Source organism: Pseudoalteromonas sp. NCCP-2140 (assembly GCF_023708065.1).
GTDB lineage: Bacteria > Pseudomonadota > Gammaproteobacteria > Enterobacterales > Alteromonadaceae > Pseudoalteromonas.
Map to the genome: position 1 here is coordinate 113,061 of NZ_BRCZ01000007.1, position 14,720 is coordinate 127,780.

Genomic DNA, 14,720 nt, shown 5'->3' on the forward strand with positions numbered 1-14,720 from the left:
TGCCTCACCTCAACTATTTGTTGTCTGGAAAGGCCGGGTGAAAACCCGGCTTTTTTCTAAAGCTTTAGTACCCCTTGCCGATACATACATATCATTCACTTTCATCGCTCTCATTATGGCTATTAACTCATTAGCAAGTGCGTTAACTATCTCAAACGCAGATACAGCAGTTAGTAATACCAACTCAAAAGTAGGCTACAAACTAAGCAGTCAAGAGATGAACAAACTCTCTGGTCGTGAAGTAGAGCCTGCTCAAAAAGAAGAAGTAACTAGCGAACTCCCCGCACATATTCGCAAAATGGTTGAACAACTAGAAAAGCTCAAAGAACAACTCGAACTTGCCGAAGAGCAATTAGCCAAACTACAAGCGTTCAAAAACCAAGAAGACGAAGCTGTAAAAGTGCAAGTTGAAACACAGACCAAGATGGTTATGGAAATTCAAACGCAAATAATGTCTCTTAGCCAATCAATTAGCGACGCGCTAAAAGAAGCAGGTATTAGCGATCCCGGTGTACTGATGAGTGTCTTGGTATAAAACTTTAGGCTTTAGGCTTTAGGCTTTAGGCTTTAGGCTTTAGGCTTTAAACAGTATTGATTACGCCCATTCTCTTTAGCTTCATACAGGTTTTCGTCAGCCTTTAAGAAAAGTGTCTTCCAATCTCTTGGAGATTCCGGAACAGTCACCCCACCTATTGAAATAGTTAAGTAACCACTCGGTGAGTCTTCATGGGGTATATGCTCTTCGTGCAATAGGTCTATTATTCGTTTTGCCACCAACTGACAGCCATCATAGTTAGTGTGCGGAAGAACTATGGCAAACTCCTCACCACCCCAACGTGAAATAAAATCAGTGTCGCGTGCTAATGCCCTTTTGACAGTGTTAGTAACTGATACAAGCGCTGCATCACCTGCCAAATGGCCATAACGGTCGTTATATTTTTTAAAATAATCAATATCCAGTAATAACACAGAGACTTCGGGTGATTCATGTCTTGCACTTAGTTGATTCATCACCACCTCTAAATAGCGTCGATTAAAAACTTTAGTGAGTGAGTCAATCATTGAGGCTTCTTTGTGTTGCTCAAGCAAAGCACTGTATTTTAGTTCTTTTTCTACACGCTTTTGCAGTGTTACTGCACTGTAAGGTTTAGCAATAAAGTCATTGCATCCTGCGTCCCAAAATTTATATTCAAAGCTTGCATAGGCTTCGCCAGTTAACATGATTATGGGTGTATGCTCAAACGCAGGAACACTGCGAATGGTCTGACAAAGTTCAATCCCATCCATACCAGGCAATCGGTAATCTAGTAAAAAAAGTGAGACTTTTAAATCAGCTAATAGCTCTAACAATTCCTCGGCAGTTGAGAAGCGCCTGAGGTTGTACTTAGGTGATAGCACTTTGTTAATAACAGTAAAATCAAGATCACTGTCTTCAACCAAAACAACATTACTTTCAAGTGTTGCTTGATTCAGATCCTTTTCAGCTTTTTTTCGTAATAAATTAAGCGAGCTATCCATATAAAGTTTACCCCTATTGGTTCACCGTTGAGGGTAGTTTGCATTATCGGGATTTTCAAGTGACGACAAATAGCAGGGCTTCCAATCTGTGACTAATGGCTTTTAGGTTTGGACTGTGCCTTCCCGGCTATAGCCAACTTTCCCCTTTCTAACTTTCCCCTCGCTAACTCCTCTCTCAAAACCCAAAAAAGGGTCAAAAACCCAGTAACTATGCGGGCTCTGAAATATCGAGCACGCAAATACGAAACTTCCTGAGTAGTAAAAATAAGAGTTATTTAGGGTCATTGTCGTTACATTTAGCAGCTGTTAGAACGAGTTAATTTGCTCAATAAATCAACAATATAAACTTAATAATCTAATCTACATCGCCACTTTAAGAACTCAGTTGCAAAGATCGCTCAAATAAAAGACAACACTTAAATCCCACTAAAAAGCCTTCCCTAGTAATTTTTCAGTATAGAAATTAACCAACTCATTCGTATTATGAATTCACCCTATGAACGAAGTGAGGGCGTCTTATGCGTCAAATTTTATTACTTTCTGTAAATGGATTTACGCTACAAAAACTGTTTTTACTGGCATCATTATTGGTGTGCTTTTTCACCTCAGCTGAAGAAACAAGCCCTATTTCAACAGCGAGAGCATGGTTAACCTTGGTCGATTCAGGAGAGTACCACGAGAGCTGGCAGCAAGCAGATCAGGTTTTTCAAAACACCACGCCCAAAGCTCGCTGGCAAACGGCATTAAATCAAATACGTGTTCCTTTAGGCCGAGTTATGTCTCGCACCTATTTTGGCACAGCAGAATATAACTCATTACCCGGCCTGCCAAATGGTGAGTATTTAGTGGTCAAGTTTCAAACCGAGTTTATGAATAAAGAGGCTGTAGTTGAAACGCTCAGCCTTAGCAAAGCCGCCGATGGCTGGCACCCATTAGGTTATCTTATCGATTAATTTAGAGCAGCACAAAGCGCATTGAGCTATGTGCTGTAAAACTTATCGGCAGTCAAAATGCTTATCTGCGGGAAAATAAACCGCACAATTGATGAATAGTATTTATTGTTCGTCGCCGTAACATAAAAACACTTCAAGACGAATTCAATAAACAACAAGTAAATGGAATTGCTATGAGAAAAACGCTCTTACTGATCATTTTTTTAAGCTGCTTTTGTGCAAATGCTGAAGAGCTCGAAGTTATTCATCGCGCTAAAAGCTGGCTTACGTTAATCGACAACGGTCAGTATCAGCAAAGTTGGCAGCAAGCAGACTCATTATTTAAACAAAAAATGCCGCAAAGCCACTGGAGCAAAGCGTTAAAACAAGTTCGAGTACCACTTGGCAAGGTGATTTTACGTAAGAATTTAAGCCTGATGAATTATGACTCTTTACCCGGAACACCTGATGGTGAATACGTGATCATTCAGTTTCAAAGCCAATTTATGAATAAAGAGCAGGCCATTGAAACAATTAGCTTCAGCAAAAGTAGTGGCCAGTGGCAACCTATCGGTTATTTTATTAATTAGGGGTTATATTTAGGTTTTAGGCTCTAGGTTCTAGGATTGCATTGTAGAAAGGCTTTAGCCGTGAAGATTATGTGATGGACAAAATTCGGCACTAAAGTACCCCCTACGTGGGGTTTTATATGCAATGTAGGGCATGAAAAGGTGTAGATGGATTATGTTGGGTTTCGCTTCGCTCAAAACAACCGCACCGCTCAGCTTGGAACTTTACTCTCGCTAACTTGAGCCATCAGCTATAAAAAAAGCCACTCATAAATGAAGTGGCTTTGGTTGAGTCGATTTTTTACTTATAACTTAATTTGGTTCACGCAGATGGAACACTTGGCACTTATTCCCTAAATCAGGTTGTTGTGCGAAGTTAGTGTTTTCAGCTAAACCACAGTTACTTAAACCAAGCGCTTGTTTTGTGTAGCGGTTGATAAGCATAACACCACCACCTTCTACTGGAGCAATGCGCCACTGTGCTGTTTTCGCTGCACAAGAGGCCATTTCTACGTTGGCACCTGGTACTAAGGCGTTATCAGCTACCGCAGCACAGAACTCGCTGTCAGCGCTTTGTTTAAGACTTACATAGCCAGTATCTGTTGGTGTGAAGAACCATTGCTGTGCATCTTTATGCGTGTAAGCTTGTTGCTCAACATTGGTACCTGCTTTAACTGTATCCGCCACGCTAAGTGCTTTACCACTTTGTTGGCTTAATACGACAACACTGCCCATAGGGCGTAATTGCCAGTCGCCACACGCTGTTGCGTCGCTTTGCTGTAAAACCGCTTGGTTTTGTGCGGCAGAACAACCAGCAACCGCTAATGGCTTGCCTGTGTAACGGTTAGTAATAGAGACATTACCATCTGTGCTTGGTGCTACTTTCCATTGCTGGCAGAAGTTATTACGCCATGCTGCAGATTGTACCTTAGCGTTATCTGCGTCATTACAGCTTTCAAGCTCTAAGAACTTGCTGTCTTCACGGTTAGCTAAACGAACAAAACCATCTGTTGTTGCATCAATAACCCATTGACCATTGGTGCTTGCACACTGACGTTGCACAGCACGTGCATCTTGTGGATCAGCTGCGATGTCTAAACATAAGCCACTTGTTGCATTCACTAATTGATAGCGCTGACCTTGTACTCGCGTTACCAGTGGACCGTATTCACCTGATGGCGGAGCTACTTCAACGCCTGGTGTTAATGGTTTACCAAAGCTTGGCGTGCCATCGTCGTTCCAAGTAAATTTTTGCGCACGTAATGAACGAGTCGCACTACAACCGTGCTCTACCGAATCATTACCGTGATAAACTAACCAGTCTTCTGTACCGTCTGGCGATGTGAAAAAGCCGTTGTGGCCTGGGCCAAACACTTCTTCTGTACGCTCAAATACTGGCTTGTCGTATTTTTTCCAGCTACTCGCTTTAAGTGGGTCGTCACCAACAAGCTCAAGCATACCTAGTTTGTAATCAGGAGTATTACAGAAGCTTGCTGAGTACGTCATAAACGTACGACCATTGTGCTGTAAAATTTCAGCACCTTCAGTTACTTTACGACCACTGATTTCCCAATCTAGCTCAGGACGCGTGATCACCGTATGCGGTGAGTTCTCTTTCAGTGTCCACGGATCTTCCATTTCAGCAATAATGTTTAATTGCTGATCGCCTTGCCATTGTGAGTAGATCACATATAGCTTGTCTTTGTATGTTAAGTAGTTACCGTCGATGTTCCATACGTTAGGCATTAATGCGCCCTTGTATTCGTATGGGCCCATTGGGTCGTCACCAGCACTTTCTAATACATTTAAGTGTTGGTTATCTAAAGTGCCATCAGTACCGGCTGTGTACATCATGTACCAACGGTAGCCGTTTGGTCCTTTTAGGCGGTGGAACTCAAACGCCCAAAAGTTACAACAGCGCTCAGGATTTGAATCAGACCAAACATTGACTGGTGTTGCATCAGCAAGGCCAGCTAGTGTTGGTGATTTACGCATCACTAACTCAGATGTCCATGTTGTTGTGGTTAGGTAATAGTTACCATCCCAGTACTCAAGCCATGGATCGGCGCCATTAGGAAAAAGTGGGTTGGTAAAAATACCATTATCTTGGATTGGCGCTTTTTCTGTGGCTGCCACGTCAGCTTTCTTAGCTGTGTTGTCTTCAGCTGTAGTCTGACAACCAGTCAGTGCACCAAACGACAATGCAAATACGCTGGCTAAACCAGCCTTTTGCATTGCGCTTTTAAGCTTTGTTGTTTTCACGATTGTGTTCCTTTATTTTGTACCAAATTCGTACACGATGCGTGTTGAATACACGTCACCCGGTAATAATGTTGTGCTTGGGAACGTTGGCTGATTTGGTGCATCAGGGAAATGCTGTGGCTCTAAACAAAAACCACTTCTGAAATTATGCACTAAGCCAGACGCTTGCTGAGTACTACCGTCTAAGAAGTTACCTGAATAAAACTGTACTGCAGGCTCTTCTGTGTAAACTGTTAACGTACGGCCAGAGTTTGCTTCGTAAACCGTAGCAGCTTCAATAAGTTCATTGCTTGGCGTGTCTTTAAGCACAAAGTTATGGTCATAACCTTTACCAAGTTTCAGTTGTTCGTTGCTAGCTTTGATGTCTTGGCCGATTGCTTTAGCAGTACGGAAGTCAAACGGTGTGCCTGCAACATCCATCAACTCACCCGTTGGGATCAAACCACCATCCACAGGGGTAATTGCTTTTGAGTTAATTTGCATTTGGTGATCAAGAATGTCGCCTTTACCCGCTAGGTTAAAGTAGCTGTGTTGCGTCATATTGATAATGGTAGGCTTGCTTGTTGTAGCAATAAACTGCATATCTAACGTGTTGTTGTTCGTTAGCGTGTAAGTTACTTCTGTGGTTACTTCACCCGGGTAACCTTGGTCACCATCAGGGCTCACTAAGCTTAAGGTAACACCAGCACTGTTTTGCGTCGTGAACGGTGTCATGTTCCACACTTTTTTATCGAAACCTTGCACACCACCATGTAAGTGGTTGTCACCATCGTTGGTTGCTAATTGGTATTCAGTGCCATTTAGCGTGAATTTACCGTTTGCGATACGGTTACCAAAACGACCGATGATTGCACCATAGTAAGTTGTCGCTTTTGTGTATGCTTCTAGGTTATCTAAACCCAGTACAATATTACCCATTTCGCCTTTTGCATCTGGTGTTTCAATACGCGTGATAATGCCGCCGTAGTTGATTACATCAACGCTAATACCATTGCTGTTAGTCAGCGTTACTTGATTAACCGGCGTTTGATCAGCCAGTACGCCATAGGCCGTCATTGATGCTGTAGGGGAAGTAGTCATATTGTCTCCTTGATGAGCACAAGCTGGTGTAAGGGCAATCCCACATGTCACCAACAATGCATAAAGCCCGCGCGACTTTTTCGTGTTCGAACTGGCTGTTTGATGAGTTGTTTTTAAACCTTGGAAAACACATTGCAATGACATATGAATAACCTTTTTGTAATTGTATTTATAGTTTTATAATACAAATAAGGGTGTCATTGCAACTTTAATCGCTAAAGTTGAATTTTTCCGTCTTTCACCATAATGCAATCCATTCCCGCACTTTTGGCAGCTTGATAACCAATTTGCGTGTCTTCAAACACCACGCATTGGCTTGGCTCAACACCTAACTGCTCTGCTACTTTTAAGAATGTTTCTGGGTTTGGCTTACCTTTACTTACATCACTTGCAGTCACTAACGCACCAATTTTATTTATTAAATTGGTATCAGTTAGATGATCAATTGCATGTTCGCGGTCAGCGCCTGTGCCAACGCCCATAGGCAATACACCATGGTACTTTTCAAGTACTGCGACGGTTTCGTCAATTACTAGCGGTTGGTGCTGTAAATCAACCCAAAACTGGTGTTTATCTTTTGCCACAACCAGAGGGTCGTGTTCTAAACCAAATTTTTCGTTAAGCATTTCAATTGTTTTAACAGTCGGAATGCCACCTAAGCTGTACATGTAGTCGTAATCGAATGGATAGCCATAGGCTTCGCAAGCTTTTTGCCATGCCTGTAAGTGACTGCCCATTGAGTCAATTAAGGTGCCATCCATATCAAAAATAATGCCTTGGTAGGCGCTTAAATCGATCATATCTACTCCTAAAATGTTTCGCTTCACAATAGCATAAGCCAGCGAAGAGCGAGGCTCATCACTGGCTTAATCGACAACAAAATTTGGGGTGAACGTGCTCACACACAGCACGTTCTAGTACATAAAGTACTAATTCTTACAGGCCACGTTTTAGCATGTAGTAAGCTGCGTTATGACGAAGCTCTGTTTTGAAACCACGGATCGTCGTATCGTTATCGATGATCATAGTTTCAACGCCAGCCATTTCAGCAAAATCGATAATCATATCGGTTGTTACTGCTTGGCTGTATGCAGTGTGGTGTGCACCACCGGCGTGGATCCATGCAGCTGATGCTACAGATAGATTTGGTTTTGGTTCCCAAAGCGCTGAAGCAACAGGTAAGTGAGGTAAATCAGCTGGAGGAGCCACTGTATCTACTTCGTTGATTAGAATACGGAAACGGTTACCCATATCAATTGGTGATACGTTGATTGCAGCACCCGGTTTTGCAGTAAACAATAAACGACCTACATCACATTTCACACCGATAGTGTGCTGGTGAACTTCAAGACGTGGTTTTTGTGCTGCAATTGAAGGACACACTTCTAACATGTGCGCGCCAAGTACTTGGTCAGTCTCACCCATGTTGTAAGTGTAATCTTCCATGAATGAACAACCGCCGTCACGGCCTTCACCCATTACTTTCATGATGCGAACCATAGCAGCTGTTTTCCAGTCACCCTCACCACCGTAACCATAGCCTTTCGACATTAGGCGCTGTGTAGCAAGACCTGGAAGACCAGAAAGACCTGATAAGTCTTCAAAACAGTTTGTGAATGCTTTAAAGCCGCCTTTCTCTAAGAAACGCTCCATACCAAGCTCTAAACGTGCTTCGTTGCGTAGCATTTTCACTGCGTAATCGTCTTGTAGAGTTTCGTCAGCAATTACGTAGTCTTGCTTATAAAGCTCTAACTGTGCATCAACTTCTTCTTCAGTGATAGTATCAACCACTTTTACAAGCTCAGCGACACCAAACGCGTGTACTTCATAACCAAAAGTAATTTGCGCTGAAACTTTGTTACCTTCAGTAACTGCAACTTGACGCATGTTGTCGCCAAAACGCGCAACTTTAAGTGTTTGGCTTTCTGCCCAACCTTTTGCCGCACGACACCAGTCATCTAACTGCTGTTGTACGTCAGCACGTTGCCAGTGACCTGCAACAACTTTACGCTCTTTACGCATTACAGTACCGATGAAACCAAACTCACGGTCACCGTGTGCACTTTGGTGCGTATTCATGTAGTTCATGTTGATATCAGACCAAGGAAGGGCTGCATTGAACTGAGTATGAAGGTGTAACCAAGGCTTACGTAATTCGCTTAGGCCAGCAATCCACATTTTCGCAGGTGAGAAAGTGTGCATCCATAAAACTAAACCAACACAGTTAGGATCCGTATTTGCCGCTTGGCAAACAGCGTGAATTTCTTCAGGTGACTTAACGGTAGGCTTACATACCAAGTTTACTGGTAGATTAGCTTCGCTGTTTAAGCCCGCTACAATTGCTTCGCTGTCTTTGGCAACCGTTTCTAACACCTTAGGACCATAAAGATGTTGTGAGCCGGTAACAAACCAGACTTCTTTCGTCATCGTCGTCATGTTAATAATCCTCTAAATTCTTGCTATTTGCTCTGACCGTAATACGCGTTTTTACCGTGCTTACGTAGATAATGTTTATCCATCACTGCTTTTTTAAGTTCAGCTGCGTGTGGATCTAAAGTGCGTGTTAAATACGCCATGCGTGCAATCTCTTCGAGTAGCGCGGCATGGTATACAGACTGAGCGGCATCTTTACCCCACGTGAAAGGCGCATGACCCGCAACAATCACCATAGGTGCAGCTTTCGGATCGCGGTCTTGATACGCATCAGTAATTTGAATACCGGTTTCTAATTCATAATCGCCATTCACTTGCTCATCGGTTAACTCACGAGTACAGGTGATGTCACCGTGTACATAGTCAGCGTGAGTTGTGCCAAGGCAAGGAATGCTTTGTTTTGCTTGCGCCCATGCAGTTGCATAGGTCGAATGCGTGTGTGTTACACCGCCAATTGAATCAAAGTGGCGATATAAATGAACATGTGTTTTTGTGTCAGAAGACGGACGCATAGAACCTTCAACAATGTTGTTTTCAAGGTCTACGATCACCATGTCGTCGGCTTTCATTTGGTCGTACGATACACCACTTGGTTTAATCGCAATCACGCCTTTGTCACGGTCAATTTGCGATACGTTACCAAAGGTATAAATTACTAAGCCACGACGTTGCAGCTCCATGTTCGCTTCATAGACTTCACGTTTTAGTTCAGTAAAACTCATGCTTTGTCTCCGTTTACATAGCTTGCAAGTGCTTGGTAGTTGGCATAAAGCTCGTCATACACAGCAACGCGCTCAGGGTTTGGTAAATACTGATGACATACAGACGACGCCATAACTTTTTGAGCATCTGCCACTGTTGCGTGCTCACCCGCAGCAACCGCAGCCATAATTGCCGCACCCAATGCACAGCTTTGCTCACTTTCTAAAACGTCGATTGGGCAATTCCAAACATCAGCACAAGTTTGCATTACGTAGTCTGATTTTTTAGAAATACCGCCGATAACAACCACTGACTCGATTGGTACGCCTTCGCTACGGAAACGTTCAGTGATAGCACGTGCGCCAAACGCAGTTGCTTCAACAAGTGCTTTGAAGAACTTAGGTGCATCAGTGCCCATCTTTAAGCCTGTTAATGCCATGGCAACGCTTTGGTCAGCATCTGGCGTACGACGACCATTTACCCAATCAAGCGCAGTTACATCGTTGCTTGTTACAGGCAGTGCTGCCGCTGCTTTTGATAGATCAACTAAGATTGAATCTTCTAGCTTGTTAACTAACGCTTGTTCAGCGTCAGATAGATTTGTAAGTTGGCGAGTTGGCCAAAGTACTAGGTTTTTGAACCATGCGTATAAGTCACCGAATGCAGATTGACCGGCTTCTAAGCCAATTAACCCAGGGATTACTGAGCCATCAACTTGACCACAAATACCTTTAACGCAAGTATCACCTAGTTGTTCTTTAGACGTTACTGTGATGTCACACGTTGAAGTACCCATTACTTTAGTTAAAACACCAGGGCGAACATTGGCTGCTACTGCGCCCATGTGACAGTCAAATGCACCGTAACCAATTACGATACCTTGTGGTAAACCTAGCTTCTCGGCCCACTCAGCAGTTAAGTTGCCAGCAACTTGGTCGCTTGGCTCTGTCGTTGCATTTAACGTATCAACAACACCATCTAATAGTGGATCGATATTGCTGAAGAAACTGTTTGGTGGGAAACCGCCCCACTGCTCGTTCCACATTTGTTTGTGGCCCGTTGCACAACGACCTAGCTTTAATGCTTCAGGGTGTGTTGTGCCGCACATTAGCGCGGTCATCCAATCGCAGTGCTCAACCCATGAATAAGTGGCTGCTTTAACACTGCTATCAACGCGGAAAATATGTAATGCTTTGGCCCAGTACCACTCAGAAGAGTAGATACCGCCCATGTGTGAAAGGTAGTTCACATCATTGTTAGTTGCAGCTTCAGTGATTTCATTTGCTTCTTTAATAGACGTATGGTCTTTCCACAAAATGAACATTGCATTTGGGTTTTCTGCAAATTCTTCAGTTAATGCCAGTGGTGTACCTTGGCTATTAATTGCTACAGGTGTTGAGCCTGTCGTATCAAAGCTCATACCCACTACTTTGTCTGCAGTACCTGCTGGAACTTGTGACCAAAGACCATTTACTACTTCTACAAGGCTATCAATATAGTCTTGTGGATGCTGACGAAACTGATCTTTACTTGGGTCACAATATAAACCTTGTGCCCAGCGCGGGTAGTTTACTAAATGGCTGGCAAGTTCTTCACCAGTCGCAACATCAACGAGTAATGCTCTTACCGAGTCCGACCCGTAGTCTAATCCCAACGTATAACGAGACATAATTACCTTTCACTAATTGCTTACTAACATTGTTAGTCATTATCTTTATTTGTATGATAATATCAACAATACCAGATTGTAAAGGTATTATAAAAATATTATTAACAGGATTATTTGCTGCTGGCGGGCGATTTATTGCGCAGTTTCTCTGGTAGATTAGATTGTTTTTTCAGCACAAATAATAGGTTAAAGCCACTACATTAACTTTTGTATGATAAGAATGGGATAACTATGTCTAGTCAATTAGAACAACTTAAAGCAGTAACAACCGTTGTTGCTGACACGGGTGATTTTGAAGCAATCAACGAATATAAACCGCAAGATGCAACAACAAACCCATCACTAATCTTAAACGCGATTCAAATTGAGAAATATCGCCCACTAGCTGCCGAAGCCGTATCATGGGCAAAAGCACAAAGCAGTGACGCAGCTGAAGTTGTAACAAAAGCAGCTGATAAACTAGCGGTATTAATTGGCTCTAAATTAATGGAGCAAGTGCCAGGTTTAGTTTCAACAGAAGTGGATGCGCGTTTATCATTTGATACTCAAGCAACTGTTGATAAAGCACTTGAGCTTGTTGCTTTATATAAAGAGCAAGGTATCGACACATCGCGCGTGTTAATCAAAATTGCTTCAACATGGGAAGGTATTCAAGCAGCTAAGGTACTTGAAGCGCAAGGTATCCGTTGTAACCTAACGCTGGTATTTGCATTTGCTCAAGCACGCGCTTGTGCCGAAGTAGGTGCTTACCTAATTTCACCATTCGTTGGTCGTATTCTTGACTGGTACAAAGCACAAGATGCAAGCGCTGATTTTGACGGTGCTAACGATCCGGGCGTTAAGTCAGTAACGCATATCTACAACTACTTCAAAAAGCACGGCTACGAAACGATTGTAATGGGCGCAAGCTTCCGTAACATCGGTGAAATCCAAGAATTAGCAGGTTGTGACCGTTTAACTATCAGCCCTAAGTTACTTGCTGAACTAGCTGCAACTGACGCACCGTTAACTCAAAAACTATTACCAGCAACAGAAAAAGCAGAAGCGCCAGCTGCAATGACTGAGCAAGCTTTCCGCTGGGAAATGAATGAAGATGCCATGGCTACTGAAAAGCTAAGCCAAGGTATTCGTCAGTTCGCAATTGACCAAGAAAAACTAGAGTCAATCTTAAGCGAATTAGTTTAAACCGATTGTTTAAGCAGCAAAAAGCCCGCAAACCAAAGTTTGCGGGCTTTTTTATTGCCTGCCTTTTAGTAAAAGCAGGCTTATCGTGTTGCGATTACGATAATTTTTTACCAGTCACATTATTCAGCAAGTAATGCATTTGCTTTTGCAACTAGGTTTGCCACTGTGAAACCAAAGTGCTCAAGCAATACGGCACCAGGCGCTGACTCACCAAATGTGTCCATGCCTAGTACATCACCATCTTGGCCAACATACTTGAACCAGAAGTCACCGTGTGCAGCTTCAACAGCAATCTTAGGTGTACCCGCTGGTAGCACGCTTTGACGATATGCTTTATCTTGGCTATCAAACTGATTCGTTGATGGCATAGATACCACGCGAACTTGCTTGCCTTGTGCTTTTAGCTCAGCAGCAGCATTCACAGCTAACTCTACCTCAGAACCCGTTGCAATAAGGATAAGCTCTGCAGTTTGTTCGCTATCAACAAGTACATAACCCCCTTTTGCAATGTCAGCAACTTGCTGTGCATCACGTGCCATTGCTTTGGTACCCTGACGGCTGAAGATCAGTGAACTTGGGCCTGTCTCTTTTAATAACGATTGACGCCAAGCTACTGCTGTTTCAGTTTCATCACACGGACGCCATGCAGTCATATTTGGTGTCATACGAAGGTTAGCGATTTGCTCGATTGGTTGGTGAGTTGGGCCATCTTCACCTTGACCGATTGAGTCATGGGTATACACAAAAATGCTTTGCGCTTTCATTAATGCTGCCATACGTACTGCATTACGTGCGTATTCCATAAACATTAAGAAAGTTGCGCCAAATGGAATGAAGCCACCATGTAATGCAATACCATTAATGATTGCGCTCATACCAAACTCACGTACGCCATAGAATACGTAGTTACCATCAGCTGCATCTTGTAAACCTTTTGCTTCTGGCCATAACGTTAAGTTAGAACCGGCAAGGTCAGCAGAGCCACCCATTAATTCTGGAAGTTGGTTAGCAAAGAAGGTGATCGCGTTTTGTGATGCTTTACGTGTCGCAATGTTTTGCATATCGGCTTGGCATTTAGCAATGTACTCATCAGCTAATTCAGCGAAGTTAGCTGGTAATGCTTTTTCAAGAACACGACGTGTATATTCTTTTGCAAGTTCAGGGTGTGCTTTGCTATAAGCTGCAAACTTTTGCTGCCATGCACCTTCAAGCTCTTGGCCTTTCGCTTGATTATTCCACTCGTTATAAACTTCTTGTGGAACTTCAAATGCAGGGTGCGGCCAGTTTAGCTGCTCACGTACTGCTGCGATTTCGTCGTGACCCAGTGGTGCACCGTGACAGTCGTGGCTACCTGATTTGTTTGGTGAGCCAAAACCAATCACTGTTTTACAACAGATTAGTGTTGGTTGAGTAGTGTTGCTTTGTGCCGCTTCGATTGCACCCGCAATTGCATTCATATCGTGACCATCAACATCACGAATAACTTGCCAACCGTAAGATTCAAAACGTGCAGGCGTATCGTCGGTGAACCAACCTTCTACTTCACCATCGATAGAGATGCCATTGTCATCCCAAAATGCGATTAGCTTGCCTAGACCTAACGTACCTGCCAGCGAACATGCTTCGTGCGAGATACCTTCCATTAAACAGCCATCACCCATAAAGCAGTAAGTGAAGTGATCAACAATATCAAACTTTGGCTTATTGAATTGCGCTGCTAAGGTTTTTTCAGCGATTGCCATACCAACTGCGTTAGCAATACCTGAACCTAATGGGCCCGTAGTTGTTTCAACACCCGGTGTGTAACCGTATTCTGGGTGACCCGGTGTTTTAGAGTGAAGCTGACGGAATTGCTTAATATCTTCGATGCTTACGTCATAACCGCTTAGGTGTAACAATGCATATTGAAGCATTGAACCATGGCCATTTGATAACACAAAGCGGTCACGGTTAGACCAGTCTGGGTTTAATGGGTTATGGCGGTGAAAGTTTTGCCACAATACCGCTGCAATATCAGCCATACCCATAGGCGCACCTGGGTGGCCTGAGTTAGCTTGTTGAACGGCATCGACAGCAAGTATGCGAATAGCATTTGCAGATTGAGAACTAGGCAGAGTCATCTTATTAGCTTCCTGTTAATATTATAATATAAATAATATCGCAAAAACTCACCCAAATAGCAACTTAATAAACCGCCATGCCAGTAATGACGTGTATTTAGGGCCATTTTGTACCGCTAAGCGCAGGTTTTAACACCATTTTATTGTTAATAACTTTTTCTAACTAAAGAAATGACGACACCGCTCAAAATAACCAAACCAAATTAGTGAAATATGCTTATTTATCAAGCAATTTACTTAACTAATTTAG

12 protein-coding genes are annotated in these 14,720 nt (G+C 43.0%); 4 read left to right on the forward strand and 8 right to left on the reverse strand.

Translation table 11 applies throughout. The annotated features are described in order from the left end of the window. Positions 1–37 precede the first annotated feature (37 nt). Positions 38–535, forward strand: coding sequence for a hypothetical protein (locus NFU46_RS14905; RefSeq protein WP_251602829.1), 498 nt, complete (start codon positions 38–40; stop codon positions 533–535). Between the two features lie 32 nt (positions 536–567). Here NFU46_RS14905 and NFU46_RS14910 read toward each other — a convergent pair whose 3' ends face one another. After that, positions 568–1,518: a diguanylate cyclase gene (locus NFU46_RS14910; protein ID WP_251602831.1), complete on the reverse strand. Its 951-nt coding sequence runs from the start codon at positions 1,516–1,518 to the stop codon at positions 568–570. 518 nt (positions 1,519–2,036) lie between these two features. Between NFU46_RS14910 and NFU46_RS14915 the strand changes: the two genes are divergently transcribed. Then, positions 2,037–2,471 (forward strand): DUF4019 domain-containing protein, encoded by a 435-nt coding sequence (locus NFU46_RS14915; RefSeq protein ID WP_251602834.1) that lies wholly within the window; start codon positions 2,037–2,039, stop codon positions 2,469–2,471. Between the two features lie 173 nt (positions 2,472–2,644). Next, the gene (locus NFU46_RS14920; protein ID WP_251602836.1) at positions 2,645–3,040 is read left to right on the forward strand and encodes a DUF4019 domain-containing protein; all 396 of its coding nucleotides are present in this window, start codon (positions 2,645–2,647) and stop codon (positions 3,038–3,040) included. A 291-nt stretch (positions 3,041–3,331) separates the two neighbouring features. Here the strand turns inward: NFU46_RS14920 and NFU46_RS14925 are convergent, their stop codons facing one another. The 6 genes from NFU46_RS14925 to NFU46_RS14950 form a co-directional block, all read right to left on the reverse strand. Continuing rightward, positions 3,332–5,281 carry an RICIN domain-containing protein gene (locus NFU46_RS14925; RefSeq protein WP_251602838.1) on the reverse strand — a complete coding sequence of 650 codons (1,950 nt, stop codon included), beginning with the start codon at positions 5,279–5,281 and terminating at the stop codon, positions 3,332–3,334. Positions 5,282–5,293: 12 nt separating this feature from the next. Further along, positions 5,294–6,361: an aldose epimerase family protein gene (locus NFU46_RS14930; protein WP_251602840.1), complete on the reverse strand. Its 1,068-nt coding sequence runs from the start codon at positions 6,359–6,361 to the stop codon at positions 5,294–5,296. A gap of 215 nt (positions 6,362–6,576) precedes the next feature. Continuing rightward, positions 6,577–7,161, reverse strand: coding sequence for an HAD family phosphatase (locus tag NFU46_RS14935; RefSeq protein WP_130167336.1), 585 nt, complete (start codon positions 7,159–7,161; stop codon positions 6,577–6,579). 136 nt (positions 7,162–7,297) lie between these two features. Then, entirely contained in the window at positions 7,298–8,797 is a 1,500-nt protein-coding gene (gene araA, locus NFU46_RS14940) for an L-arabinose isomerase (RefSeq protein ID WP_055198523.1), read from the reverse strand. A 23-nt stretch (positions 8,798–8,820) separates the two neighbouring features. Continuing rightward, positions 8,821–9,516 (reverse strand): L-ribulose-5-phosphate 4-epimerase, encoded by a 696-nt coding sequence (locus tag NFU46_RS14945; RefSeq protein ID WP_063528078.1) that lies wholly within the window; start codon positions 9,514–9,516, stop codon positions 8,821–8,823. Further along, entirely contained in the window at positions 9,513–11,165 is a 1,653-nt protein-coding gene (locus tag NFU46_RS14950) for a ribulokinase (RefSeq protein WP_054562996.1), read from the reverse strand. The genes NFU46_RS14945 and NFU46_RS14950 overlap by 4 nt, the downstream gene beginning before the upstream one ends. Positions 11,166–11,396: 231 nt before the next feature. Here NFU46_RS14950 and tal point away from each other — a divergent pair, with 231 nt between their 5' ends. After that, entirely contained in the window at positions 11,397–12,350 is a 954-nt protein-coding gene (gene tal, locus NFU46_RS14955) for a transaldolase (protein WP_062566356.1), read from the forward strand. A gap of 119 nt (positions 12,351–12,469) precedes the next feature. On the opposite strand, the gene tkt is transcribed toward tal, so the two are convergent. Beyond that, positions 12,470–14,470 carry a transketolase gene (tkt, locus tag NFU46_RS14960; protein ID WP_251602842.1) on the reverse strand — a complete coding sequence of 667 codons (2,001 nt, stop codon included), beginning with the start codon at positions 14,468–14,470 and terminating at the stop codon, positions 12,470–12,472. Positions 14,471–14,720: the final 250 nt, after the last annotated feature.